Origin of the sequence: Streptomyces albipurpureus, from assembly GCF_023701525.1 — a bacterium.
Classification (GTDB): Bacteria; Actinomycetota; Actinomycetes; order Streptomycetales; family Streptomycetaceae; genus Streptomyces; species Streptomyces albipurpureus.
Genome location: NZ_JAMQAW010000004.1, coordinates 5,193 through 29,414, shown reverse-complemented (window position 1 = coordinate 29,414; position 24,222 = coordinate 5,193). Strand labels below are relative to the sequence as shown.

Here is a 24,222-nt window from a genome sequence, read left to right as displayed (position 1 = left end):
ATTGTCCGCTTCGTTATCAACTAGACCTCACTCTCCCTCATGGAAACCGCAGTTCATGGAGGCGTTGGGAGTGGTTGAGGAGGTGTCCGTGAGGGGTCTCTGGGGCGGAGCTCTTGACCGGTATGACCGCCACGGCCAATACTTTCGCCACAGAAGGCCATACTTCGCCACAGGAACGGTCTGAATATGCTCGTAGTCGAGCGGCACGCCCTTATCTCGCAAGCGATCCAGGAAGGCCGCGTGGTGTCGACTGCCGAACTGGCGGACACCTTGGACGTCTCCGCCGAAACCATCCGCCGCGACTTCGCCGAACTGGAGGCGAAGGGGCTGCTGATACGGGTCCGCGGCGGCGCCACCCGCACCGACCATCTCAGCAACGAGCCCTCGTTCAGGGAGCGTTTCGGAGCCGCCGCAGAGGCGAAGTCGGTCATCGGGAACCTCGCCGCCGAACTCGTCCGGCCTGGGCAGACGGTGGTCATCGACGTCGGCACCACGGCGATGCATGTCGCCCGCGCCCTCGCGAACAACTTCACGGGCGTGGTGCTGACGTGCTCGGTGCTGGCCGCCAACGAACTGGCCGAGGCCACCGGCATCGAGGTCCACCTCAGCGCCGGCCGCATGCGCAGAGGCGACCTCGCGCTCTCCGGTCCCCTGGCGCAGAGATTCTTCGAGGATGTCTACGCCGATGTGGCGTTCCTCGGCTCCGGGGGCGTGCACGACGAGGCCGGGCTGACCGACTTCCACCTCGACGAGTGCCATGTCCGACGGGTGATCATGCGCAACTCCGCGATGAACTACGTGCTCGCGGACAGCTCCAAGCTCCAGCGTGTCGCCCCCTATCGAGTGGCGCCGCTGGAGCAGACCGGCGGCCTGATCACCGACCAGCAGCCCCCCGAGGAACTGACCCGCTCGCTCACCGGGGCGGGTGGCCGCGTCATCTGGCCGGGACACCTACCGGACGACACAGGGGGCGGCACCGGTCGGCGGTACGAGAACACGCCACCCGGCCCCGCGGACAGAGGGGGCCACGACCGCCATCCCGGCGATCGGGCGGGGGACCTCATCAGGCACCAGGACGATCACGGGGGACGGCACTGACCCGGCCGCCGGGCCGGCACCGCGAATGCCCTCAACGCCGCGAGCACGCCCCGAACCCGTGCCGAGGAGCCGCTTTCGCCGACGGTGGATGGCGCAGGCCGCTCGAAGCCAGGTAAAGGACTGTACGGAGCGATCCGTGCGTCGCGTGCCCCTGGGGATCTCCTTCCCGAAGCAGCCCAGGTGACCGTGTGCGTTGCCATCGGGAAGAGTGCCGATGCCGCTCCACGGTCTGAACTGCTGGGGCAGCTTGATCCGCGGTCGCCGCTCGCCAGGCACTTGCGGGCGGCCGAGGGGGTGTCCTCACCCCGGGCGGCCGAGCCGGACGCCCTGCGGGCAGCCGCCTGCCGGTGGTTCGGCCCGTGCGGGGGGCGCCCCGGGGGAACCGGAGGCCCGGTAGGACCGAGACTCGCACCGGCCTCCGGGGCCCCGCTTCACACCTCGCTGGTGTATCAGCCGACCGAGAGTGTCACCGGCCCGGCGTTCGGGCTGATACCCCGGATGACGGACCACGGCACACGGAAGACCCGGCCCGGTGCGGCGGGCCAGGCGAGCTTGCGCTCGTTCACGATCCGGCCGCCCTGACGGACGGTCACCTTCGGTACGCGGACGAACTCGTCGGTCCACAGCAGTAGCCGCCCGCGCGGCGGGGCCGGGTCGCCCGGCCGCAGGATCCCGGGCGAGACCCAGCGCAGCGGTCGGTCGGCGAGCAGCCGTACGCCCGTAGCCGGGTCCTGGGCTGAACCGCCCGCGTCCAGCCAGGACTTCACCTGGTCCGCGACGTGCTTCCCGTCGAGCGCGGCGATGTCCGCGGTGTCGACGGGGTGGAGCAGATTGCCGGCGGCGAAGACGCCGGGCCTGCTGGTGCGCAGTGCGGTGTCCACGAGCGGTCCGAGCGTGCCGGGGTCAAGTTCGATGCCGCCGCTGCGGACGAGTTCGTGGTCGGGAATCCAGTCGCCGGTGAAGACCACCGTGTCGCATTCGACGGTGCGGCGCGCGCCCGTGTCGAGGTTCTCGATCTCGACGGCCTGGACCCGCGGCTTGCCGATGACCCTGACGACGCGGGTCCGGTTGGCGACCGGTACGCGCAGCAGGGCCTTGCCGCCGAGGTTGAAGGCCCCGTACGACTCGGTCCGCTCGTACTGGCTCACCATCAGGGCCACTGAGCAGCCCGCCTCGCGCAGGGTGAGGGCCGCCGACCAGCTGACGAGCTCGCCGCCGACGACGACGGCGCGGCGGCCGACCTCACGGTGGTGGAGGTGGACGGCGTTTTGGAGCGCGCCGGTGGTGTAGACGCCGGCCGGGCGGTCGCCGGGGACGCGCCGGGCGGTACGGGGCCTCTCCCGGGCGCCCGTGGCCAGGACGATGGCGCGGGGCTCGACGCGGAAGCGGCCTCGGGGGCTGGTGACGGTGACCGCGAGCCCGTCGGCCCAGTCGGTGACCATCGCGCTCGTGGTGACAACGGCTCCGGCGCTCACGGCGTCGGCGGTCAGCCGGCGGGCGTAGGCGGGTCCGGTCATCACCCGGCGCAGATCGCGCACTCCGTAGCCGGTGTGGTCGCTGTGCCGGGGGATGCCGCCGGCTTCCTTCTCGCGTTCCAGTACGAGGACTTCGCCGTCGATGCGCGGGGCGAGGTTCGCGGCCGTGGTGAGACCGGCCGGGCCGCCGCCGATGACGAGGACGTCCGGGGTGAGGGTGGTGGGGGAAGTGTTGGGGCTCATCAGTGGGTCACCTCGTGGCAGGTCCGCGCGCAGCCGCCGCCGGTCGTGCTGTGGTCGTTCATCAACTGCTCGACGGCGGAGCCGCAGAAGAAGCCCTGGCACCGTCCGTTCATGGCGCGGGTGCGGCGGCGCAGTCCTTCCGGGGTGCGGGCGGGCAGTTCGGTGTGGCAGGCGTCGCGGATCTCGCCCGCGGTCACCCGCTCGCAGAAGCAGACGATCTCGCCGTACGCGGGGTCCGCCGCGATGCGGGCGGCGTCCTGGTAGGGGCGGGTGCCCGCTTCGCCGATGTTGGGCATGCGCGGGGGGTCGGGGAGGTCCTCGCGCTCCTTCAGGACGAGTCCGGCGTCGGCGAGGACGTCCCGGACGTACTCAGCGATGGCCATACCGGCGGTCAGCCCGGTCGAGCGGATGCCGCCGACCAGCAGATAGTGCCGGTCGCGGTCCGCCTCGATGAGGTAGTCGGGGTGGTTGATGGCGGCACGCAGCCCGGCGTAGGTGGCGGTGACCTCCTCTTCGAGGAGCCTTGGCATCAGTGCGGCGCCCTTGGTGAGGAGGAAGTCGAAGCCGTCCTCGGATGTGCCGGTCGCGGTGCGGTCGGTCAGGTCCTCGGAGGTGGGGCCGAGCATCACGTTGCCGTACACGGTCGGTGAGACGAGTACTCCCTTGCCGCGTGAGGTGGGCACGGGCAGCACGATCTTGTTGACGAGGTCGCGGGCGAGCTTGTCGAAGACGAACAGTTCGCCGCGCCGGGGGGTCACGGTGAAGCGGTCGTGTCCGAACAGCCTGTCCAGGTGGTCCGCGCCGAGCCCGGCGGCGTTCACGATCCAGCGGCCCCGGACGTCGCCGCCTTCGGTGCGCAGGGTGGTGAACCCGTCACCGGAGGTGTCGGCGGTGACCTCGGTGACGGGGTGGTCGAGCAGTACGGTGACGCCTCGGCGCTCGGCGTCGGTCGCCAGGGCGAGGTTGGTCGTCCAGGTGCAGATGATCGACTCGCCGGGCACGGTCAGTCCGCCGAGGACGCCGTCGCCGAGGGCGGGCACGAGCCGGTACACCTCGTCCGCGCCGATCAGCGCCGACTCCTGGTAGCCGTTCCGCTCGGCCTTGTCCTTGAGGCCGGGCAGGGCCGCGAGTTCCTCGTCGTTCCAGGCGACGAGGATGGCTCCGGTGTGCTCGACGGGGATGCCGGTCTCGGTCGCGTACCGGGACAGCAGTTCGTACCCGCGGGCGACCATCCGGGATTCGAGGGTGCCGGGTGTGGCGTCGAAGCCGGTGTGCAGGATGGCGGTGTTCGCCTTGCTGGTGCCGTCGCCGATGTCGGAGCGGGCCTCCACCAGGGCGACGGACACCTCGTGTCCGGCGAGTTCGCGGGCGATCGCGGCGCCCACGATCCCTCCGCCGATCACGACGACGTCGTAGCCGTCGTCTGGGGTGGGCGCGGGCACGGGGTCGGGCCCCGTGGTGTTGCTCATGTCAGATCTCCCTTGCGGACGACTGTCTCGGCGACCGCCGTCCATGTACTGCGGAACGTCTGTGCCCGGTCCGCCGACCACCGGGGTTCGTACACGGCCGAGGGCTGCCAGGCGCCGACGGCGTCGCGGAGCGTCAGCCCGGGGTTCATCGCCAGGCGGGCCAGCGCGGCGGCGCCGAGCGGTGTGGCGTGCGCGGACGGGTAGATGTCCACGGGCATCTGCGCGAGGTCCGCCTGGGCCTGCATCAGGGTGCGGCTGCGGGTCAGTCCGCCGTCCGCGCGCAGCCGGGTGAGCGGGCTGCCCAGGTCGGTGGCGACCAGGTCGCACAGGGTGGCGACCTGGGCGGCGATCCCCTGGAGTACGGCGAGCACCAGGTGCCCAGGGCGGGTGGAGAGGGTCATTCCGCTGAAGGTGGCGGTCGCGTCGGGTCGCCACCAGGGCGCGGCGAGGCCCGCGAGGGCGGGCACGCACAGGGTGCCGTCCGACTCGGCGGCTGCGACCGAGTCCAGGTCGGCCGCCGACTCGATGAAGCCGAGGTCGCGGATCCAGCGGATCGCGGAGGCCGCCGTGTAGACCTGCCCGTCGACGCAGTAGGGCGTGGCGCCCCTCGCCCGCCAGGCGACGGACGAGGTGAGTCCGGAGGTGGAGCGGACGGCTGTGGCACCGGTGTTGGCGAGCAGGAAGGCTCCCGTGCCGAAGGTGCACTTGGCCTCTCCGGCGTCGATGCACCCCTCGGCGAGGAGAGCGGCCTGCTGGTCGACGATGAGTCCGGCGACCGGGATTCGTCCGCCGAAGGCGCTGGTGGTGCCGATGACCTCGTCGCAGGCGACGATGCGGGGCAGCCGCTCGTCCCCCAGCCCGAACAGGTCGAGCAGGTCGGGCGCCCAGTCGGCGGTGTCGATGTCGGTGAGCAAAGACCGGCTGGCCGTGGCGGCGTCGGTGACGAACTCTCCGGTGAGCTGGTGGAGGAGCCAGGTGTCCGAGGTGGTGACCACGCCCTCGGTGGTCACGTTTCTGCGGAGCCAGGCCATCTTGGGCGCGGAGAAGTACGAGTCGAGTACGAGTCCGGTGCGGGCGGCGATCCGGTCGGCGTGCTCGGACAGCTCCGCGCACACCGACTCGGCCCGCCGGTCCTGCCACACGACGGCGTCGGACAGGGGTGTTCCGGTGACGGGGTCCCAGGCCAGGACCGTCTCGCCCTGGTTGGCCAGGGCGACGACGTCTATGGGGCGTCCGGCGGTGGCCACGGCGCGGCGTCCGGTGTCGAGGACGGACTCCAGCAGTTGCCCAGGGTCCTGTTCCACGAGCCCTCCGTCGCCGTACCGGGGCCTGAGTTCGGCCTCGGCGATGGTGAGGACCGCGCCGCCGGAGTCCACCACCACCGCTTTGGTGCCGGATGTTCCCTGGTCGATGGCCAGGACCACGGTCATCGGTCCGTCACCTCCTGTGCGGGGGCGGCGGCCGGCTCGGCGGCCACCGCGGCGTCGTTTCGCCGGTCGGTCTTGTCGGTGTCCAGCTGCCGGTCGACGTCGGCCATGTCGGGCATGGTCAGCCCGGCGACTCCGCGCCGTGCGAGGAGGAAGGCGAAGTAGACGGCGCCGATCGCGAAGAGCACCAGGACGTACATCCAGGGGTCGCGGAAGGAGGCGTCCCGGAAGATGAGGAGCTCGTACACCAGCCAGACCGAGGCGACGACGATGACCGGGAGTTCCCAGCGGCCCAGGGAGAAGCCCTGGGTCGGCGGCAGCGACTTGCGCTTGACGATGTACATCAGGACGGTGCCCGCGTAGATGATGGCGGGCAGCAGGGTCGCGGCGGAGAAGAGCGAGAACAGCGCGTCGGTGGAGAGGGCGAAGCTCGCCAGGATGATCTGGGCGACGAAGAAGATGAAGAGGGTGGCGTTCAGCGGGGTGCCGCGCGAGGGGTGGATCTTGCGCAGCGACCGCCAGCCGGGGAAGCGCTCGTCGCGGGACATGGCCCAGACCAGTCGGGTGCCGCTCATGGTGATGACCAGGCCGCAGGAGAAGATCGAGACCACGACCAGGACCAGGAGGGCCTTGCCGACACCGGAGCCGAGGACGTCGGTGATCACGGTGGCGACGGGGGTGCCGGACTGGGCGAGCTTCACCGGGTCCTCGATGAGCGCGGTGATGGCGATCAGGAAGAGGAAGCCGAGGACGCCGAGCGAGAGCACGGCCTGGACCATGGCCTTGGGGATGACGCGGGCGGGGTCGCGGGTTTCCTCGGCGAGGTTGGCCGCGGACTCGAAGCCGACGATGGTGAACGCGCCCAGCAGGAAGGCGAGGGCGAAGGGTCCGGCGCTGCCGGTGCTGCCCAGGCTGTAGTAGCCGGCCTCGGCGACGGGCGCGGATTGGAAGAGCGTGCCGAAGTCGAGCTTCCCGGTGAAGGCGCCCACGGCGAACAGGAGCACGGTCAGCGCGATCATGCCGATGAGCTGGATGGTCACTGCGGTCTTGTTGACACTGTGGGTCAGCTGAGTAGACGCGGCGACCAGGATGGCCTGCACCAGCACGACGACCGCGGTGATCGCCCAGGCGTTCTGCTGGGTGCCCTGGTACTGGAGGAGTTCCGGCAGGATCGTGGAGGCGATGGTGTAGTCGACGGCGACCACGACCACGCCGAGGAAGGAGAAGGAGATCCAGCCCATGATCCAGCCCCACACCGGGTTCACCAGGCGGGAGACCCACTGGTAGGCATAGCCGCTGATGGGGATGCGGGCGGCGAGCGCGCCGAAGATGAGGGCGATGGAGAGCTGGCCTATGACCGCGATGGGCCAGGCGAAGATGCCGCGCGGGCCGGAGCTGTTGAGCACGGACCCGTAGGTGGTGAAGATGCCCGTGGCGATCGAGACGAAGCCGAAGGCCATGGCGAAGGACGCGTACCGCGTCAGCTCGCGCTTCATCTCCTTGCCGGTGCCGGGTGCAGGCGGTCTAGCGCCGCCGGAGTTCACTGACTCATGGGTGGCCATGGGAGTGCTTCCTTTCAAAACCCTGCTCCCCAGGAGAGAGCAGGAACCCAAGAGGTTGACCGTGCGCGGTGTGGCGGTGGCTGGTCAGGCCACCGTGACCTCGCACCCCGATTCCCTGACCTCCGCGACCATTTGGCCGTCCGCGGACGTGTCGGTAATCACCCCCGTGCAGTCGCCGGGCGCGCAGACGCGGTGTCCGGCGACCCGTCCCCACTTGCTGCCGTCAGCGACGGCGTAGGTGCGGGCGCTGTTGGCCAGGATCTGCTGCTTGGTGGCGATCTCCTCGTAGTGGAAATCGGTGACCCCGGCGGACGGGTCGATGCCGCCGGAGCCGAGGAAGGCCAGATCCGGGTAGAGCTCTGCGAAGAACCGCACGGTCTGCGATCCGGAGCAGACGAGGTCGCCGCCGCGCAGCCGCCCGCCAGGCAGCAGCACATCGGCGTGGGGAAGGGCGGAGACTATCCCCGCGACCAGGAGAGAGGGGGTGGCCACGATGCCGCGGAAGTCGAGCGGCAGCGCGCGGGCGATCTCGACCGCCGTGGTGCCGATGTCGATGACCAGGGTCATTCCGGGGCGCACCAGGCGCGACGCCGCGGCTCCGATGGCGGCCTTCGCCAGGGTCTGGGACTCGGCGCGATCGGCGTAGGACGCCTCTTCGCCGCTCACGCCCTGGACGACGGCGAGCGACGCGGCGCCGCCGCGCACCCGGCGCAGCACTCCGCGCCTCTCCATCTGCCCCAGGTCACGGCGGACCGTCTCGGCCGACACGCTCAGCTGTTCGGCCAGAGCCTCCGTGCTGATGGTGCCCACGCGGTCCACGACGGCGGAGATACGCCGGTGTCGCTCGGTGGGAAGCATGGCAACTCCTGACTAAGGACGCCCGCAAATGACCGGGCATGACTGGAAGTGTGGATTATTGACCGAAAATTCGTCAAGGCCTGGCAAGAAAGTCATCTCTACCGTGACATTCGGCCCCCGCAACGGGTCCGTACGTCCCCTCCGCCGCAGCTGACGGGGCAGGCGCGGCGATAGGAGATCTCCCGGCATTTCCCTCGGGAACGCCGCGTCCGGGCGGACGGCACGGCGGCTCCTCGGCCCTGCCGTCTCCCGCAGAGAGCCGTGCCTCCTCGAATCACCCACCGGCGGGGCGGTCGCTCACGGCACGGCCGCCAGCGGGTACGGGAGTCTCCATGGCGCCGTCAAGCCTCCCGCGTGGCCGGCCTGACCGCGGTGGAACACCCTGCCTCACGCGGCAGGGCCCACACGCTCGCTCGTCGGCGGGCCAGGGGGACGACGGACCGGACGTGTTGGCAGCCCTCGCCGCGCTGCTTGAGGTAGCGAGTGACGCGACCGCGGCCGGATGTGGTGCTGATGGGGGTACGGATGCCGTGGACGGCATCGAGGCAAGCGGCGGCTTCAAGACGCCCCTGGCGATCCACCGCCTTGAGAGCGACGAGCATCAGTACGAGGAGCCGCGCGCGGGTGCGGGGGCTTCGTTCTCCCACGGTCGCCCACTGACCGGATCGCCCGCGCGGTCCACCTGGCCGCGACCGCGGACTTCCCCGCTCTTCCCTGACCCGGTCCGCCGCCTGGTGACCGCCCGGCGTGCCCGCCGGCCTCGGCACCCGTCTCCCACTCATCGGCCGGGGGACGGAGACCTCACGGCTGATGGCGAAGGGGCTGACCCATCGGGATATCGCTGATCAGTTGGTCGTCAGCGCGGAGACCGTCACGGCGCGTGTGAGCAACGTCCTCACGACGCCGGGAAACGGGGAACGGGGAACACGGAACAGCGCACAAGAGGTCATCGCCGCGTACGAAACGGGCCTGGCCGTTCCCGGTACCGACCGCTGTCCTTCGATTCGGCTCCGCCGTGATGGACCGAGAACTCCTCAGCGGTTCGATGTCGTCGTGTACGGGGACGAGTTGCCCCCATCGGCTCCCCCGTCCACGCGCTCCGTGCGTCGGTCAGGGCGTGGACCGTGCGTCGTCGTTCGAGCGGGCGACGAGCGAGTCGATGGTCTCCGCCCCGGCGACGTCGACTATGCGGCGCGAGGCGAGTTCGGCGCGCGCGCCGTCCCGGGCCACGATGGCGTCCAGGATGGCCCGGTGCGAGTCGAGCACCTCGGTCGTGAGGACATCGGGCACGAGGTGGAGGCTGTGGCGGACACGGATGGCGGCTTCGATGGGCTCTGCGAAACGGTCGATGACCAGGCTTCCGCTCGCGTGGAGGAGCGACCGGTGAAAAGCGACGTCGGCCTCGGTGAAATCGTCCCAGTCCTGCTTGCGGACAGCGGCGGCCATATCGTCGAGCGCCGCCTCCATCGCCTGTGTGTCGGGATCGTCCACGACGCTCGCCTTGCGCGCCGCGAGCGGCTCGATCGCACCCCTGACGTCGAGGAGTTCTTCGAACTGGGACGCCGAATCGGGCCCGGCCGCCCGCCAGCGGATCACATCGGAGTCGAGGGCGTCCCAGTCGCTGCGCGGGCGCACCCGGGTGCCGGTGCGAGGCCGGGCAGCGATCAAGCCCTTGCCCTCCAGCATGCGAAGCGCGTCGCGCACCACGGTCCGGGAGACACCGAACTGCTCGGCGAGTTCCTCAGGGACCACCTGGTGGTTCGGGGGAAGGGCGCCGAGGGTGATCCGGCGCCCCAGGCTCTCCAGTACATGCCCGTGCAGGCCCCGTGCCGAAGACGCGCCCCACATGTCGCTCGCCTCGCCGGCCAGGGCACGACCGTATCCAGAGGTCTTCGTCATCGTTTCCCCACGATAGTTCGGTCAAGTTCTGTGCGGAACTCGTCCAGGAAGCGGCCGATTATAGTCTCTTCCTCCTGGTCAACGCATGAGCGAGCTCGCGGCATCGAGCACTGTCGATGGGACCTCGACGTCTTGAGATCGGCTTTTCGGCTGCGATGCCCAGCTCCACGCTCGGCGTCCAGTAGGAAAGATGGGGCAGCATCCGGTCGGGTCGTACGACCGTCGCGTCGGGGCGTCCACCGTCCCACAGTTCCCCCATACGGGGGGAGAGCTCGCCGAAGGAGCACCCGGGCTGCGCGTCCGCGGCGCCGCGCCAAAGCGCGTCGATGAGCCGCACCTCGGAGTCCCCCACGACCCAGCTGAGCTCGGGAATCCGCTCCAGCAGGGTGCTGATGCGGGCACCGAAGGGTGCCAACTCCCCCTTGGTCTGGGCCGTGGACCGGGCGGGCGTCGGCGCGTCGATGGCCGTTCCCGTCCGGGCCAGGGCGTACTGCACGATCACCACGGTCGAGGCGACGGGGTGGCGGCCGTCAGGGTGTGCCCGGGCACGGCGTCCGCGGACGGCGCCAACGGGTGTGGGGGGAGGACGTTCGTCGCGAGCGAGCCCATGGCGACCGCCTCCCCCCGACCGGGCGACAGCCTGATGAGTCGAGTGATCCGGTACCGAGATCACCGCGACGACGCCGGGCACACCCGCCGCCCTCCGTAGCAAAGGCGCCGTGAGCGCCGCGCGCTCGTCGTCGCGGAGCCTGGGGAACTCCCCCGTGCAGCCGGGGAACATGTTGCTGCGCGCACCCGCGGTCACCAGGTGGTCGACGACCTGGACGCATTCTTCGTGGTCGACCTCCCCCCTGGTGGTGAACGGTCTCTCCAGGACCGAACAACCGGCGACCACAGGCGCTCGCATCAGAAGGCTGCCCTTTCCGGGGCGTCGCCGCTCGCACCCACGAGGAAGTCGAAGTCGGCGCCGCGGTCGGCTTGCAGGACATGGTCGGCGTACAGGCGCGACCAGCCTCGAAGCGGGGGTGCCTGGGGCGCTCGCCAGGTGGACCGCCGCTCGGCCAGTTCCTCATCGGTCACCTGGAGCCCAAGGGTCCGGGCGGGCACATCGAGGCTGATCAGATCCCCGGTCCGCACCAGGGCCAGCGGCCCACCCACCGCGGCCTCCGGAGCGATGTGCAGGACACAGGCGCCGTAGGCGGTCCCGCTCATCCGCGCGTCGGACAGGCGCACCATGTCACGGATTCCCTGGTCGAGGAGGACCTTCGGGAGCGGGAGGTTGCCGATTTCCGGCATCCCCGGGTAGCCGCGCGGACCGCAGTTGCGCACGACGAGCACCGTGTCGCGGGTGACATCGAGCGCGGGGTCGTCCGTGACGGCCGAGTACTCCTCGAAGGAGTCGAACACCAGGGCCGGCCCGACATGCCGTAGCAGTCGCGGCTCCGCCGCACTTGTCTTGATGACAGCGCCGTCGGGAGCGAGGTTGCCGCGAAGCACCGCGATGCCCGCCCCCGCTGGTTGCACGGGATCGTCCCAGCGGCGGATGACGTTGTCGTCGTCCACCCGACCGGCCTCCATCGACTCCCTGAGGCTGCGCCCCGTCACGGTGACCGCGTGGAGGTTGAGGTGCGGGCCCAGACGAGTGAGCAGCCCGGGGACGCCGCCGGCGTACGCGAACTCCTCCATCAGGAACCGGCCGCTCGGCATGAGGTCGACCAGCAGCGGGATCCTCCGTCCGATGTGGTCGATGTCGTCGGGGGTCAGGGGTACGCCCACCCGTCCGGCGATGGCCAGGAGGTGGAGCACCGCGTTGGTCGAGCCGCCGATGGCGGCGTTGGCGACCACCGCGTTCTCGAACGCCGCCCGGGTCATGATCGCCGACGGTCGAAGGCCCTCCCGTGCCAGCTCGACAGCACGGGCGCCGGTGTCTTCGGCGAGGACGAGACGGCGGGAGTCGACGGCGGGCAGGGCCGCCGCCCCCGGCAGTTGCATCCCGAGGACCTCGGTGAGGCTCGCCATCGTCGAGGCGGTCCCCATCGTCATGCAGTGACCGGCCGAACGGTTCAGCGCGCTCTCGAACTCGCTGAACTCGGCTTGGTCGATCTCGCCGGCCCGCAGCGCTTCGGTCATCCGCCAGATGTCGGTTCCCGAACCGACACTCCTCCCCCGGAAGCGACCGTTCAGCATCGGGCCGCCGGTGAGCATGATCGCCGGCAGATCCACACTCGCGAGCCCCATGAGCGCCGCGGGCGTGGTCTTGTCGCAGCCGGTCAACGCGACGACCGCGTCCAGGGGGTTGGCCCGTACGGTCTCCTCAAGCTCCATCGCGGCCATATTGCGGTAGAACATCGACGAGGGGCGCATAAACGGCTCGCCCAGGGACAACATGGGGAACTCCAGGGCAACGCCGCCCGCCTGCTGGATACCTCGGCGCACCGCTTCGGCGAGCGTCCGCAGATGGGCGTTGCACGGCGTCAGTTCCGACCAGGTGTTCGCGATGCCGATCACCGGTCGCCCGTCGAACTGCTTGCCCGACAGGCCCATCTGACGCAGGTGGTGCCGTGCGATGAAGCCGTTCTTACCTCCGTCGCCGAGCCAGGCGGCGCTGCGGTTCGGCGCGTCGGTGCTGCCGGCGTCAGGCGGTGAGATCACTCATCGCTCCATTCCAGCTCCGCCGTGAGCGCAAGGCTCCCGCCCGGCTCTACGCGGTGGGGCAGGGTGCCGGGGGGCGCGTTCATCGGCTCGACGGCCACCGCGTCGGGTTGGCCGTCGTAGAGGCCGAGGTACCCGCCGTCCGAGTGCAGGCGGAGCGTGCCCATCCCGCCCCAGCGCAGTTCGATGGGGCGTGCGGTGCGGAAGCAGTCGTCCCAGGGGCCGGGCCGGGGCGCGGTCCAGCGGCCGGTGGGTGCGCCGCTGGCGTCGAGTTCGCGCTGCTCGGCGTCGCCCGGCAGTGCGAAGGACAGTTCAGCTCCGTCGACGCGGCGGCGGAACCAGGGGTGCCAGCCGATCGCCGCCGGCAACGGTGAACCCTTGGCGTCAATCCGGATCGAGACGCTCAGCCGGTCTTCACCGGCATGCGCTTCGAGCTCCACGGTACCGCCGAAGGGCCAGGTGCCGGGCATCGTGGCTCGGATGCCTCCCGGGACCGCGGTGAACTCCGCGCCCCGCGCGAGGCCGTGGAGACTGTGCTCGCCCCAGTTCGCCGGAAGGACGTGGCGCTCACCGTCGAACTCGACCGTGCGGTCCGGGAGCACACCGGCCCAGGGCACCATGAGGAATCCGCCGAACCAGACGTCCTCGCGTGGATCGCTGGAGTGCAGGAGTTCCCGGCCCCGGATGCGGAGGGAACCGAGCCGACCGCCGTCGAGGTGGAACTCGGCCCGCACGGTGTCACTCTCGGCGACGTAATGTGTTGTCATCAGAGACTCATGCCTTCCATGGATCTATCACGATTTTCCCAACCTCGACTCCGTCGAGGGTCCACCCGTTGGCCGGCTGGAGCGCGCTGACGGCGTCGCCCACGCGCTCCAGCGGGAGGACATGGGTGACGAGGTCGCGCGCCTTGTCACCGAGCCGTTCCACCAGCGTCATCGCCCGAGCGAACGAGTCGGGGGTGTAACCCGACGACGACACGAGTCGGGCGTCTCGGGAGAGGATGTGGTGGTACGGATTGATCTCGACCGGGCCGACGTCGGAGAAGTGTCCGAGTTCGACGTAGCAGCCGCCGCGTGTGAGGTAGCCGAGTCCCTCGGGGATCGTTGAGGGGACGCCCGCGCACTCGATGACGTGGTCGAAGCCCCGTCCGTTGGGCGACGCGGCCATGACCGCGGCCTTCCTCGCCTCCGGGTCGCGCATCCCGGCGATGTCCACGGTGGTGCTCGCGCCCAGTTCGCGGGCGATCTCAAGCCGGCGGGCCGGTCCGCCGATGGCGGCGACCGTGCTCGCCCCGCCGAAGGCCGCCGCCGCGATGGCGAGTAGGCCCACCGTGCCCGTGCCCTGGACGAGGACCGAGTCGCCGAAGCGGAAACCGGCTCGGATGAGCCCCTCGACGGGCGTCGAAGCCGGCTCGGCGAGGACGACGTTGACGGCGGGAGCTTCGCTGACGAAGAGGCGTGCTCGCCTGTTGACCAGCACGTACTGTCCCCAGCCCCCGCCCGCTGGGCGCGCGTCGGGGTTGGAGAACCCCACCACGTCCCAGTTCTCGCAGTCCGGGTAGCGGCTTCCGGCCTTGCACGCGGTGCAGTGGCCGCAGGGCGTCGCCGGCATCACCGCGACCCGGGCACCGGCGCTCACCGGCACTCCGCGGACATCGCCGCCGAAGTCGGCGCCTACCTCCTCGACGACCCCGCACACCTCGTGCCCGAGGGTCGAGGGGTACTCGTATCCGGGGATGTGACCGAGCATGATGTGCAGATCGGTGGCGCACACCCCGGTGTACTCCACGCGGATCAGGGCGCCGTCACGCGGCACTTCGGGCCGCTCGAACTCACGCACATCGAAGGTGCCTCCTGCGCGGTCCAGAACGCTAGCGCGGAACGTCATAAGGTCCTCTCACCAGGTGTTTGTCGGCCCCAGAGGGCCGGATGCGGCTCATGGGGCTTTACCCATGGGCGGCCCCGAGAAGTGGCCGCGCGCGGCCCTCGGGGCGCCCTCGTTGTCGATGGAGATGTGCGCACCGCCGATGGAGATGCGCGCACCGTGTGCGGTCGCTGATGACGGAGACGACCGCGGGGTGTTCCTCAGTCCGAGAGTGCTCCGTACGGGACGAGGAGGGACGGATGGACGAGCGAGCGGCCCGAGCCAGGGCCCGCGTCGACGCGGACGAGAGCGCCGCCGGACGGCCGTTGGCACAAGCCCGGTACCACCCTGTTGCCGAAGGAGGGTGACAACGATGGGTCGGCGGCCGACACACCGGCGGAACCAGGCGAACACAACGGCTGGTAAGTCAGCTCGACCCGCTCGGCCATCACGTCTTCCTCCCTCCAGCGAAAGCCATCTGAGCCGTGGAGGAGTTGGATTCCGCAATCAACTCCCGGCGTCATCGGCGAGGGGGAACGGTGTGTCCTCCATGAGCGCCGAACGGCCGCCGTCGATGGTGAGAACCGTGCCGGTGGTGAAACCCGACCTGCGGCTGTCGGCCAGGTAGTCGATGGAGTGCGCGATCTCGTCCGGCACTCCGAGCCGGCCCAGCGGGTGAAGCCGCTCTGCCGCCCGGCGGGCTTCGGCCGGGTCGGGGAAGGTCCCGAAGTAGGCGTCGTTGATCGGAGTGTCGATGTAACCGGGCTCCACGGCGTTCACCCGGATACCCCGCGGGGCCAACTCGATCGCGAGCGACTGGGTGAGGGCGTTCACACCCGCCTTGGCAACGTTGTACGGGAATATCCCGGGCATCGTCGAACGGGAGTGGTTGGAGGTGACGTTGACGATGGACCCTCCCGCGGGCAAGGTGAGGGCCGCCGCTCGCGCACAGAGCCATGGCGCCCGCAGGTCCAGGGCCAGACAGTCCTCCCACTGCTCCAGGTTCGCCTCCAGAACACCGGCGAACACATTGGCCCCGGCGTTGTTGACGAGCACATCAAGGCCGCCGAACGCCGCGGTCGCCTCTTCGACGACACGAGCGCAGGAATCGGCGTCGCGCAGGTCACCGGTCACCGTGGCGGCCTCGCCGCCCGCACGCGTCACGGACTCGTGGAACGCGGCGAGTTCCGCGCGGTCGCGGCCGTGCGCGACCACTCGCGCCCCGCGCCGCGCGAACAACTCGGCGGTGGCCCGGCCGATGCCTCGCGTGGCGCCCGTGATCAGCACTGTCCGGCCCGCCCAGGGGAGGGCCTCATCTCGTGCGGGGCTCATCCCTGTCCCTCCGCTACGGGTGCGGCCTGCGGGGAAGACGCCCTGGAGAGCCCCGGTAGCACCATGGTCTTGATCCCGTCGCCTGACATCGCGGCTTCGATGGCGGCCTCGAACTCATCGATCGCGTACTGTCCGGTCACGAGGGAGGCCACGTCGACCCGTCCCTCGGCCACCGCCTCGATCGCCTTGGGGTAGCAGTAGGGGCCGAGATGGCTGCCCCGGATGGTCAGCTCCTTCTGGTCACCGGCGAGATTCCAGTTGACGCGCACGGGGTCCTTGATGGAGCTGAACGCCACGACCGTGCCCATCTTGCGGACCATCTCCAGAGCCTGCTGCGGTCCGTCGGCGGCACCGGACGCCTCGACCACGACATCGGCGCCGTATCCGTCGGTGAGCGCGCGGACCTGCGCCACCACATCGGATTCCCGCACGTTGATCGCCACGTCGGCGCCGAGCTGCTCGGCGAGCTCCAGCCGCAGTGGCCGGGTGCCCACGGCGATCACCATGCGCGGGTTGTACTGCCGTGCCCACTGCAGCATGCAGAGCCCGATACTTCCGATTCCGGCGATGACCACCGTGTCGCCGGGCTTGATCTCCGCCCTGTCGACGGCGTGGATCGCACAGGCCAGGGGTTCGAGATAGGCGGCCTCGACAGCGCTCAGCCGCGGGTCCACCCGATGGACGATGGCGTTGGCGGGGAAGAGCGTGAACTCCGCCATTCCCCCCTCGGCCCGGCCGCGCTTGAACCCGAAGATCTCGTTCGGCTCGCACATCCAGTACGCGCCCTCCCGGCAGAAGCGACAGCGCTGGCACGGCAGGATCTGCTCCGCCACGACCTGGTCGCCGATCGAGATTCCGTGCTTCTCGCCCGCTCCGGGTCCCAGTGCCTCGACCACACCGGCGAACTCATGGCCGGTGATCACAGGTCCTTCGACGTAACCGTCGTCGCCGTTCTCACCCCAGAACAAGGAGGCCCCGGTGTAGCACTTGATGTCGCTGCCGCAGATGCCGACGGCACCGGTACGGATCAGCACCTCATCGCGGCCGGGAGTCGGCACTGGCACCTGCTCGACCCGGTAGTCACGAGGGCCGTGGGTGACGACAGCGCTCATCATGCGGTGATCAGTCATGTTTCCTGCTCTCATTTCGACGTACCCGCGGATACCGCTGCCGCGTTGGAGGACCGGCTCAGCGCCCGACGGTCTCGCAGGGTGTTGATCCATCCGATGCGCCCCTGCCTGGCCTGGTCGAAGACGCCGGCGGCCACGACGACTGCACCGAAGGTGGCCAGCTGCAGCCAGCTGGAGAGTTTGAGAATGATGTACGCGTTCTGGACCATGCCCAGCAGCACAGCGCCGAGGAAGACACCGATCATCGAGCCCCGTCCGCCGACGAGGCTGGCACCGCCGACGACGACGGCGGCGATGACGGGCAGCAGGTCGGCGGTACCGGCACTCGACTCGGCGGTGCCGAGCGAGGCGGCGCGCAGGATGCCGGCCACCCCGGCGAGCCCACCGGCGATCGCGAAGACGGCGAGCTTGGTGCCGATCACCGGCAGGCCGGCCAGGCGGGCGGCCTCCGCGTTGTCGCCCACCGCGAGCACTCGCCGTCCGAAGACCGTGAACACAAGGACGAGTTGCGCGATGATCGCCAGTACGACGAACACGATGACCGGGAAGGGAATCCCGGCTACGCGGGTGTCCGCGCCGATGTCGGAGAGCGCGAGCGGGGTCGCGATCGGCAGGCCGCCGGTCACCATGAGGGTGAGGCCCTGGACCACCGAGAGCGTACCGAGGGTCACGATGAACGAGTTGACACCGGTGCCGAGCACGATCGCCGCGTTGACCAGGCCGATCAGCGAACCGATGGCGATGGCCGCGATAACGGCGAACCACACGGGGACGCCGTCCCGCATCAGGGCTGCGGCACACGCGGCGGTGAAGGCGATCGTCGCCGCAACCGACAGATCAAGCTCACCGGCCATGATCACGAAACCCTGGCCGAGGGCGACGATACCGATCGTCACCATCGCGAGGAGCAGATTGATCAGGTTCGCGGTGCTGAGGAAGCTCGGCACCTGCACTGCCACAACGGCCGCGACGATGACGATGACGAGCACCAGCGCCACCTCGACATGGCCAAAGGCCGAGCGCAGTGACCAACGCTGGGTCATGAGGGGAGTCCACTTCTGTCTGAGGGTTCGGTTCGGGGGGTCAGGGTCTCGCCCAACGCTGCGGCAACCAGGCCGATCCCATCGGTGCCCGACGCCTCCTGCACGATGCGGCCGTCCCGGACCACAGCCACGCGATCGGCGACGCCGAGAAGTTCCTCGACCTCGCTGGAGATGAAGATCACCGCCAGGCCCTCGGCCGCGAGCCGGCCGACGAGAGCCGAGATCTCGGCCTTCGTGTTCACGTCGATGCCGTGCGTCGGTTCGTCGAGAATGACGAGCCGCGGCTTCACCGCGAGCGCGCGAGCCAGCAGTGCCTTCTGCTGGTTCCCTCCGGACAGCGAGAGAATGGGCGAGCCGGGACTACCGCGCAGCGCGAGGCGGCGCACCCAGTCCCCGGCCAGGCCCCGCTCCCGGCCCCGGGACAGGACGCCGAGACGGCTGAGCCGCTCCAGAGAGCTTCCCGCGATGTTGAAGGTGACGTCGTGACTGGCGAACACCGCGCGCCGGCGCTCTTCGCTGGTCATCACGACGCCCGCGCGAAGCGCCGCCCTCGGCGAGCGGAACCGGCGTTCGCGGCCGTCGATACTGACGCGCCCGGCGAGCACCGGCTCACCGCCGCATGCGGCCAACCCGATCTCGGTTCGGCCCGCGCCGACGAGGCCGGCGAGACCGACGACCTCACCCGCGTGGACGGTGAGATCGACACCGTGGACGGAACGGGTGTGCACCCCTTCCATCTGCAGCACCACGTCGCCACGGGCAGGCCGCTCGGCGCGCTTGACGGGCGCGCTCTGCCGTCCGGCCATGAGCTCGACAGCCCGTGGGATGGGGATCTCGGCCGCGGTCCCGGTGGCGACGAGCCGCCCGTCCCGCAGCACGGCGACCCGGTCGACCACTTGGTAGAGCTCGCTGAGACGGTGACTGACGACGATGACGGCGACACCGGAGTCCCGCAGGGCGCGTACCAGGTTCCAGAGCTGGGTGGTCTCACGGGGCGTGAGGCTTGAGTTGGGCTCGTCGAGGAACAGCACACGCGCCTCAGTCGCCATGGCCTTGGCGATCGCGACAAGCTGCCGCTGCGCCGCGCTCAGGCGGTGCACCGACGTGGTGACCGGCGGCAGGCCGTCGGCTAGGCCCAGTTTGCTGAGCAGCGTCTCTGCCCGCTGAACACGCCGCCGCAGACTCACCAGTTGAAGGCCCGTTCCTCCGGCGTAGTCGGCGAGAAAGATGTTCTCGGCGATGGAGCCCTCGTTCGTGAGCTTCGGCTCCTGGTGCACGACCTGGATTCCCAGTCGTGCGGCGTCGTGCGGACTGTTCAGCCGTGCGGGTTCACCGGAGATCTCGATCGTTCCCGAGCTCGGCGTCACCGCGCCGGAGACAAGGGAGATAAAGGTGGACTTCCCAGCTCCGTTCTCACCCAGCAGAGCGAGAACGGAGCCGGCCTCGACCTCCAGCGTGACGTCGCTCAGAGCGGTGACCGCACCGAAGGTCTTACCGAGGGATGCGACTCCCAAGGCCAGGCGTCTTTCGGTAGTCATACGATCCGCGTCACTTTCCTGAGGCGAGCGAGGCGATGTTGTCGGCGGTACCGACCAGGGCCTTCGTCGGCACGAAGTAGTCGGGCGACGGCGCCTCGCCGGTGATCAGCGCGTTGTACAGCCATGTGATGCTGTCGTAGGACTGGCCGTAGGGGTCCTGGTCGATCGCGCCGTAGAGATTGCCCGCCTTGATCTGCTCCACGTTCTCCTTGGTGAGATCGAAGCCGATCACCTTGACGGCCTTGGCCTTCCCCGCGGAGGCCACGGTCCGCGCGGCGACATGGGGGTTTCCACCCGTCACATACACGCCCACGAGGTTGGGGGTCGAGGTGAGGAAGTCCCTGGTCGCCGAGGCGACCCGGTCCGTGGAGCCCTGGTACTCGACTCCGTCGCCCACGGGGGTGACCCACGGGCAGTTCTTCTTGAGCGAGTCGAGGAAGCCCAACCGGCGCTCTTCGAGGGCCTGGAAGGCGAACGACTCGGTCTCGACGCCGACCTTTCCGGGCTTGTCCTTGCTCGCGACGCCCTTCGTGGCCTCACACATGAGCTTGGCGGCGTCCTCGCCCACCCCGCGCAAGTCCTGCCCGTGGAAGAAGACCGCGCCGGATTCCTTGGCGCAGGTGGTGTCCCCGTTGTACGCGGCGACGAGTACGCCCTGGCCGGTGGCCTGGCGGATATAGCTGCAGATGCCGTCACCGGGCATCAGCGAGGCGATGGCGTCGTAGCCGTCGACGACCGCCGCGTTGATCGCACGCCCGACGTTGTCGACATTGACCTCGGTCCCCGCGTTGATCCAGTCGACCTTGCCTCCGAGCGCCTCAATCTTGGGCTTGACGGCGTCGTAACCGGTTCGGACCTGCGCGAAGAACGGGTTGTTCTCGATCGCGATGATGGCGATCTTCAAGGGCTTTTCAGGCTTCTTGTCAGTCAAGGCAGGACGTTCACCCGGCGTCGGCGCCTTGTCGGGCGCGGACAGCTTCAGAGTGGATGCCTGTTCCTTACGGGTCTCGCTGGCTGTCGTACATCCCACCAGCAGCACCGCGGCCGCCAGAGCAGCCGAAAATCCGATAGTTCTCCGCACCGAAAAGCTCCTTCATCCATCGGAGTCCCAGGCCACTGGCCATGGGATCGAGCGCCGCCCCAGGCGAACTTCGGCATATAGTCATACTGTTCGACTATTAAGTCAATGGGTGATGGCTCTCCTCGGCGCACTTCGGGTCCAGCCCTCGCGTCGGGGCTGCCGAGAGACTTGGGAATGCCTGCTCACCAACCATGTGAGGGCCTGGCGGATCGCCCGTCTCCACCCGCCGGCGATGGAGACCTCGATGCGGACGGGCTAGCGGGGCGCTCCATGGAGGAGGGCCGCGGGCCGGTGTCCGCAGTGGTCTGTGGGGGCGCCTGCCCCGCCCGGAATCGGCTGCTCGGCCCGGGGAAGCGGAGAACCGTCGGTGCTGACAGCACGGCACGTCCCCGTCGGCTCAGTCGGCCGACGCGGACCGCTGCGTCGATGGTTCGAACCGCTCGCGGGCTGGCTCGGGCAGCGGCCACCCGGTCGGTGCGGCGGGCCAGGGACTCACCGCGCCGGGCGCACATTGACCCAGCGGGGCATGGCGGCCAGCTCCGGTACATCACGGGAGCCGAGTTCGCGCGTGGCCTCCGCGAGCGTCGGAGGCGCGCCGAGCGTCGTCAGGACCGCGCAGGCGGAGGTGCGGCTTGGGCGCCGACTCGTCCAGTGCGCCATGAAGCCAGTCCCAGGCTGCGCGGGGAGTTCCGGTGAAGCCGAAAGCGCCGTTGACCGCACCAAGAGAGAGGTGAACGGCGACGCTCAAGTCGATCCGGATGGGCACTACTCCGCGAGATGCCCCTGCTCCAGCGCCCCTTTGCGACCACTCCCCAGGCCGGTGCCAGAACCATGTCCTGGCAGGACTCGAAGGTGGAGCCGTACGCGACGATTCGGCGTGGCCGTCACCGCGCCGGTCAATGCGCGCCCCATGAGCGCGACGCCCGCCCGCCTGACGCCTGCGCCGCCGGTACATGTACCGCCTGCGAGGAATCCGGCACCAGGGCGGGTCCCTTTGACCCCATCGCGGTTGGGGCGTCGCCTTCGAGGCGGGTAGCCGGATCACGCCAAGGTGTTCCGCGGCGCGGGAGGAGGGAAGTCCGCGCCCGGTATCGACGCACTCGGTGTGCCGCTGCCGGCCGACGCGGGCTCCCGAGCGCTCGTCGTGCCCGGCGCCGCCGCCCCTATGGGGCACCGGGCGTGACGCCCCTGGGTCAGGACGGAGACGAGGACGAGGCGGCAGTGCGCCGCCGGCCTGCGCGCGGTCCTCTGGGGGCGGCCATCGCGACGACCATGGCGACGACCTGTTCCAGGTCCTGGGCCGCGCGGTCGGCTTCGGGGTCCGCGAGATGCTGGAGGATCAGCCCGTCGAACTGCGCGACGATGACCCGGGCGAGCAGGTCGAAACCGACCGCGCAGGTCTCGCCCGCGTCCTCTGCGGCTGCCCGGCACCATGCGGCGACGATCCGGAAGTACTCCTCGTACTGCCAGCGGGCCATGTCGGCCAGGTTCGGCGTGCGCAGTGCGTAGGTGAGCAGCTCGTACTGGAGCAGCTGCCGTCCCGGATCCCTCGCCGCCATACGGGCCCAGGTGCGGCGAAGCCCCTCGTCCAGGGTCTCCGCCATCCCCCTGCCGGGAGACCGAAGAACCTCAAGGTCCTGGGTGATCGCCTGGATGATGTCCTCCAGGACGGCCCGGAACAACCGCTCCTTGCTCTGGAAGACATAGTGCAGCGTGCCGAGCGGGACCTGGGCCTCCGCGGCAACCGTACGCATCGTGGTCCGCCCCACACCATCGCGGATCAGAGCCCTGCGCGCCGCTGCCACAATCTGGTCCCGGCGCTCGGCCGCCTTCACATAGGCCACCACTGACTCCTCTCGATCGGCAGTCACACCCGCAGTCGGACGTACGTCTGAGTATCCCATCCGCTCGGCTGCCACCGCGCACGACAGGATCGCCCGCGGTGGCAGCCGCTACCGAGCCGCGTGCTGGGCCGATGGCCGGCCCGCAAGCACGGTGTGCAGACCCAACGCGGTGTGCCGGCCGATTCGTTCTGTCCCGGGCAGACGTCGATCCAGGAGACGAGGTGTTGGGAGGTGGCGAACGGGAGACAGACGGGCTCAAGTCCCCGCGGTGGGCCGTCACGGAGACCGAGAACCCCGGTCGGCGTCGCCAACGGGGGTGGACCAGACGATGCTCGCACGGACAACGCGCCTGTACCAGCGGACCATCGCCTCGCCCCACGGCTCTCGCGGGCGGCGAAACAGCTGGACCTCGACCACCCCCGATGCCGGTGGTCGGCACCGCCCGAGGAACAGTGCGGCGGGAACGACAGGGGGCCGGGTTGTGCCGTTGTGGCACAACCCGGCTTCTTCGCAGGCGACTTGGGCGCTCCGGGCGTCAGTGCTTCGTCGATGCCCCGTCGAGGGACTTCACCACCTGGTCGCGGAGCTGCACATCGACCACCTTGTCGTAGGGCAGCGGGGCCTTCAGCTTGAGGGAACCCTGTTCGATGAACATGGACTGCATGCCTTCGAGTTTCGCCCTGTCCACGGCGAGGGTGTTGTCGTAGACGTACTCAGGCGTCGACTCCACCAGTGGTCTGGGGAACTTGCCCAGTTCGACGAAACGGTTCACGACCTCGGGACGCTTGCTGTAGCCGGGGGCGAGTTCCTTGCGGGCGGCTTCGATATGGGCCTTGAGGAAGGCGCAGCCGATGTCCGGCCGCTTCTTCAGCAGGTTGGGCCCCATGATGAGCCCGCCCACCTGCACGCGGACCAGCGAGCCCTGGCTGTCGAGCACCTGCGCTACCCCGCTCTTCTCGACCGCGGAGTCGAACGGCGCAGTGACCAGGGCCGCGTCGATGCTCTTGGTCTGGAAGGCGGTCATCATGTCGGCGGGTGCGAGGGTGACGTTCTTCACGTCGCCAAGCTTGAGGCCGCCCTTCTCCATGACCAGGCCGCTCATGTAGAAGGCGGCGGAGCCAGGACCTCCGGGCAGTCCGAGCCGCAGCCCCTTCAGGTCGGAGATCCTGGCGACCTTGCCGTCCTTCATCAGGTCTGACCGCACGAACATCGCGGTGCTCGGGTTCTGCGCGGTCATCTGGCCGTCGGACGACATGATGTGGACATCGACGCCCTGGTCGATCGCGCTGAAGACGTTCGCGGGGAAACCGACCATGGCCGCGTCCAGCTGGCCCCGGCCGACAAGGGCGATGACGTCCTGGCCCGTACTGAACGTGGAGGCCTTCACATCGAGCTTCGCGTTCTTGTAGTGGCCGCCGCCCTCCGCCTGTACGGAGGTTCCGAAGGCGAGGGCAGGCGAGGAGCCGAAGGTCACCTTCTCGGTCTTGGCGAGCGGCTTGCAGAAGTCACCGGCCCGGGTCCGGCCGTCGCTGTCGTCGGAGGCTCCCCCGCACGCGGTCACACCGACCAGCAGGACGGCGAGGCCCGCGGCGGACAGGACTCGGCTTCTGTTCATTGGACTTTCCTTTCACAAGGCGCGCCGTCCTCCGACGCGGTACCTGGGGACAGCGGGTGCGTGCCTATGGGCGGTGGTGCGCGGGAGGTG

General features: G+C 69.7%; 20 protein-coding genes. 1 reads left to right on the top strand and 19 read right to left on the bottom strand.

Annotated features, from left to right (window positions below; genetic code table 11):
- Window positions 1–186: 186 nt before the first annotated feature.
- Window positions 187–1,098 carry a DeoR/GlpR family DNA-binding transcription regulator gene (locus NBG84_RS04710; protein WP_250917986.1) on the top strand — a complete coding sequence of 304 codons (912 nt, stop codon included), beginning with the start codon at window positions 187–189 and terminating at the stop codon, window positions 1,096–1,098.
- 449 nt (window positions 1,099–1,547) lie between these two features.
- Here the strand turns inward: NBG84_RS04710 and NBG84_RS04705 are convergent, their stop codons facing one another.
- From NBG84_RS04705 to NBG84_RS04615, 19 genes are all read right to left on the bottom strand, one after another.
- Complete coding sequence (locus tag NBG84_RS04705; RefSeq protein WP_250917985.1) at window positions 1,548–2,816, bottom strand: NAD(P)/FAD-dependent oxidoreductase; 1,269 nt, start codon at window positions 2,814–2,816, stop codon at window positions 1,548–1,550.
- Window positions 2,816–4,285, bottom strand: coding sequence for an NAD(P)/FAD-dependent oxidoreductase (locus NBG84_RS04700; protein WP_250917984.1), 1,470 nt, complete (start codon window positions 4,283–4,285; stop codon window positions 2,816–2,818). The genes NBG84_RS04705 and NBG84_RS04700 overlap by 1 nt, the downstream gene beginning before the upstream one ends.
- Window positions 4,282–5,715: an FGGY family carbohydrate kinase gene (locus NBG84_RS04695; protein WP_250917983.1), complete on the bottom strand. Its 1,434-nt coding sequence runs from the start codon at window positions 5,713–5,715 to the stop codon at window positions 4,282–4,284. Before NBG84_RS04695 ends, NBG84_RS04700 begins: the two co-directional genes overlap by 4 nt.
- Window positions 5,712–7,274 (bottom strand): APC family permease, encoded by a 1,563-nt coding sequence (locus NBG84_RS04690; RefSeq protein ID WP_250917982.1) that lies wholly within the window; start codon window positions 7,272–7,274, stop codon window positions 5,712–5,714. Before NBG84_RS04690 ends, NBG84_RS04695 begins: the two co-directional genes overlap by 4 nt.
- 84 nt (window positions 7,275–7,358) lie before the next feature.
- Window positions 7,359–8,132: a DeoR/GlpR family DNA-binding transcription regulator gene (locus NBG84_RS04685; protein ID WP_250917981.1), complete on the bottom strand. Its 774-nt coding sequence runs from the start codon at window positions 8,130–8,132 to the stop codon at window positions 7,359–7,361.
- 341 nt (window positions 8,133–8,473) lie between these two features.
- Complete coding sequence (locus tag NBG84_RS04680) at window positions 8,474–8,779, bottom strand: hypothetical protein (RefSeq protein WP_250917980.1); 306 nt, start codon at window positions 8,777–8,779, stop codon at window positions 8,474–8,476.
- A 463-nt stretch (window positions 8,780–9,242) separates the two neighbouring features.
- The gene (locus NBG84_RS04675; RefSeq protein ID WP_250917979.1) at window positions 9,243–10,031 is read right to left on the bottom strand and encodes a FadR/GntR family transcriptional regulator; all 789 of its coding nucleotides are present in this window, start codon (window positions 10,029–10,031) and stop codon (window positions 9,243–9,245) included.
- Between the two features lie 58 nt (window positions 10,032–10,089).
- Window positions 10,090–10,938 carry a dihydrodipicolinate synthase family protein gene (locus NBG84_RS04670; RefSeq protein WP_250917978.1) on the bottom strand — a complete coding sequence of 283 codons (849 nt, stop codon included), beginning with the start codon at window positions 10,936–10,938 and terminating at the stop codon, window positions 10,090–10,092.
- Complete coding sequence (locus tag NBG84_RS04665; RefSeq protein ID WP_250917977.1) at window positions 10,938–12,683, bottom strand: IlvD/Edd family dehydratase; 1,746 nt, start codon at window positions 12,681–12,683, stop codon at window positions 10,938–10,940. Before NBG84_RS04665 ends, NBG84_RS04670 begins: the two co-directional genes overlap by 1 nt.
- Window positions 12,680–13,450 carry an aldose epimerase family protein gene (locus tag NBG84_RS04660; protein WP_250917976.1) on the bottom strand — a complete coding sequence of 257 codons (771 nt, stop codon included), beginning with the start codon at window positions 13,448–13,450 and terminating at the stop codon, window positions 12,680–12,682. The genes NBG84_RS04665 and NBG84_RS04660 overlap by 4 nt, the downstream gene beginning before the upstream one ends.
- Before the next feature lie 7 nt (window positions 13,451–13,457).
- Complete coding sequence (locus tag NBG84_RS04655) at window positions 13,458–14,573, bottom strand: zinc-dependent alcohol dehydrogenase (protein WP_250917975.1); 1,116 nt, start codon at window positions 14,571–14,573, stop codon at window positions 13,458–13,460.
- Window positions 14,574–15,056: 483 nt separating this feature from the next.
- A complete protein-coding gene (locus tag NBG84_RS04650) occupies window positions 15,057–15,881 on the bottom strand; it encodes an SDR family NAD(P)-dependent oxidoreductase (RefSeq protein WP_250917974.1) in 825 nt (274 codons plus the stop codon).
- Window positions 15,878–17,011, bottom strand: a complete 1,134-nt coding sequence (locus NBG84_RS04645) for a zinc-binding dehydrogenase (RefSeq protein ID WP_250917973.1) — start codon at window positions 17,009–17,011, stop codon at window positions 15,878–15,880. Before NBG84_RS04645 ends, NBG84_RS04650 begins: the two co-directional genes overlap by 4 nt.
- An 11-nt stretch (window positions 17,012–17,022) precedes the next feature.
- A complete protein-coding gene (locus NBG84_RS04640; RefSeq protein ID WP_250917972.1) occupies window positions 17,023–18,054 on the bottom strand; it encodes an ABC transporter permease in 1,032 nt (343 codons plus the stop codon).
- Window positions 18,051–19,592, bottom strand: a complete 1,542-nt coding sequence (locus NBG84_RS04635) for a sugar ABC transporter ATP-binding protein (RefSeq protein WP_250917971.1) — start codon at window positions 19,590–19,592, stop codon at window positions 18,051–18,053. Before NBG84_RS04635 ends, NBG84_RS04640 begins: the two co-directional genes overlap by 4 nt.
- Window positions 19,593–19,602: 10 nt before the next feature.
- Window positions 19,603–20,673 carry a sugar ABC transporter substrate-binding protein gene (locus NBG84_RS04630; RefSeq protein ID WP_250917970.1) on the bottom strand — a complete coding sequence of 357 codons (1,071 nt, stop codon included), beginning with the start codon at window positions 20,671–20,673 and terminating at the stop codon, window positions 19,603–19,605.
- Window positions 20,674–21,165: 492 nt separating this feature from the next.
- Window positions 21,166–21,333, bottom strand: a complete 168-nt coding sequence (locus NBG84_RS04625) for a hypothetical protein (protein ID WP_250917969.1) — start codon at window positions 21,331–21,333, stop codon at window positions 21,166–21,168.
- A gap of 533 nt (window positions 21,334–21,866) precedes the next feature.
- Entirely contained in the window at window positions 21,867–22,544 is a 678-nt protein-coding gene (locus tag NBG84_RS04620) for a TetR/AcrR family transcriptional regulator (protein WP_250917968.1), read from the bottom strand.
- 508 nt (window positions 22,545–23,052) lie between these two features.
- Window positions 23,053–24,132 carry an ABC transporter substrate-binding protein gene (locus tag NBG84_RS04615; RefSeq protein ID WP_250917967.1) on the bottom strand — a complete coding sequence of 360 codons (1,080 nt, stop codon included), beginning with the start codon at window positions 24,130–24,132 and terminating at the stop codon, window positions 23,053–23,055.
- Between the last annotated feature and the right edge of the window lie 90 nt (window positions 24,133–24,222).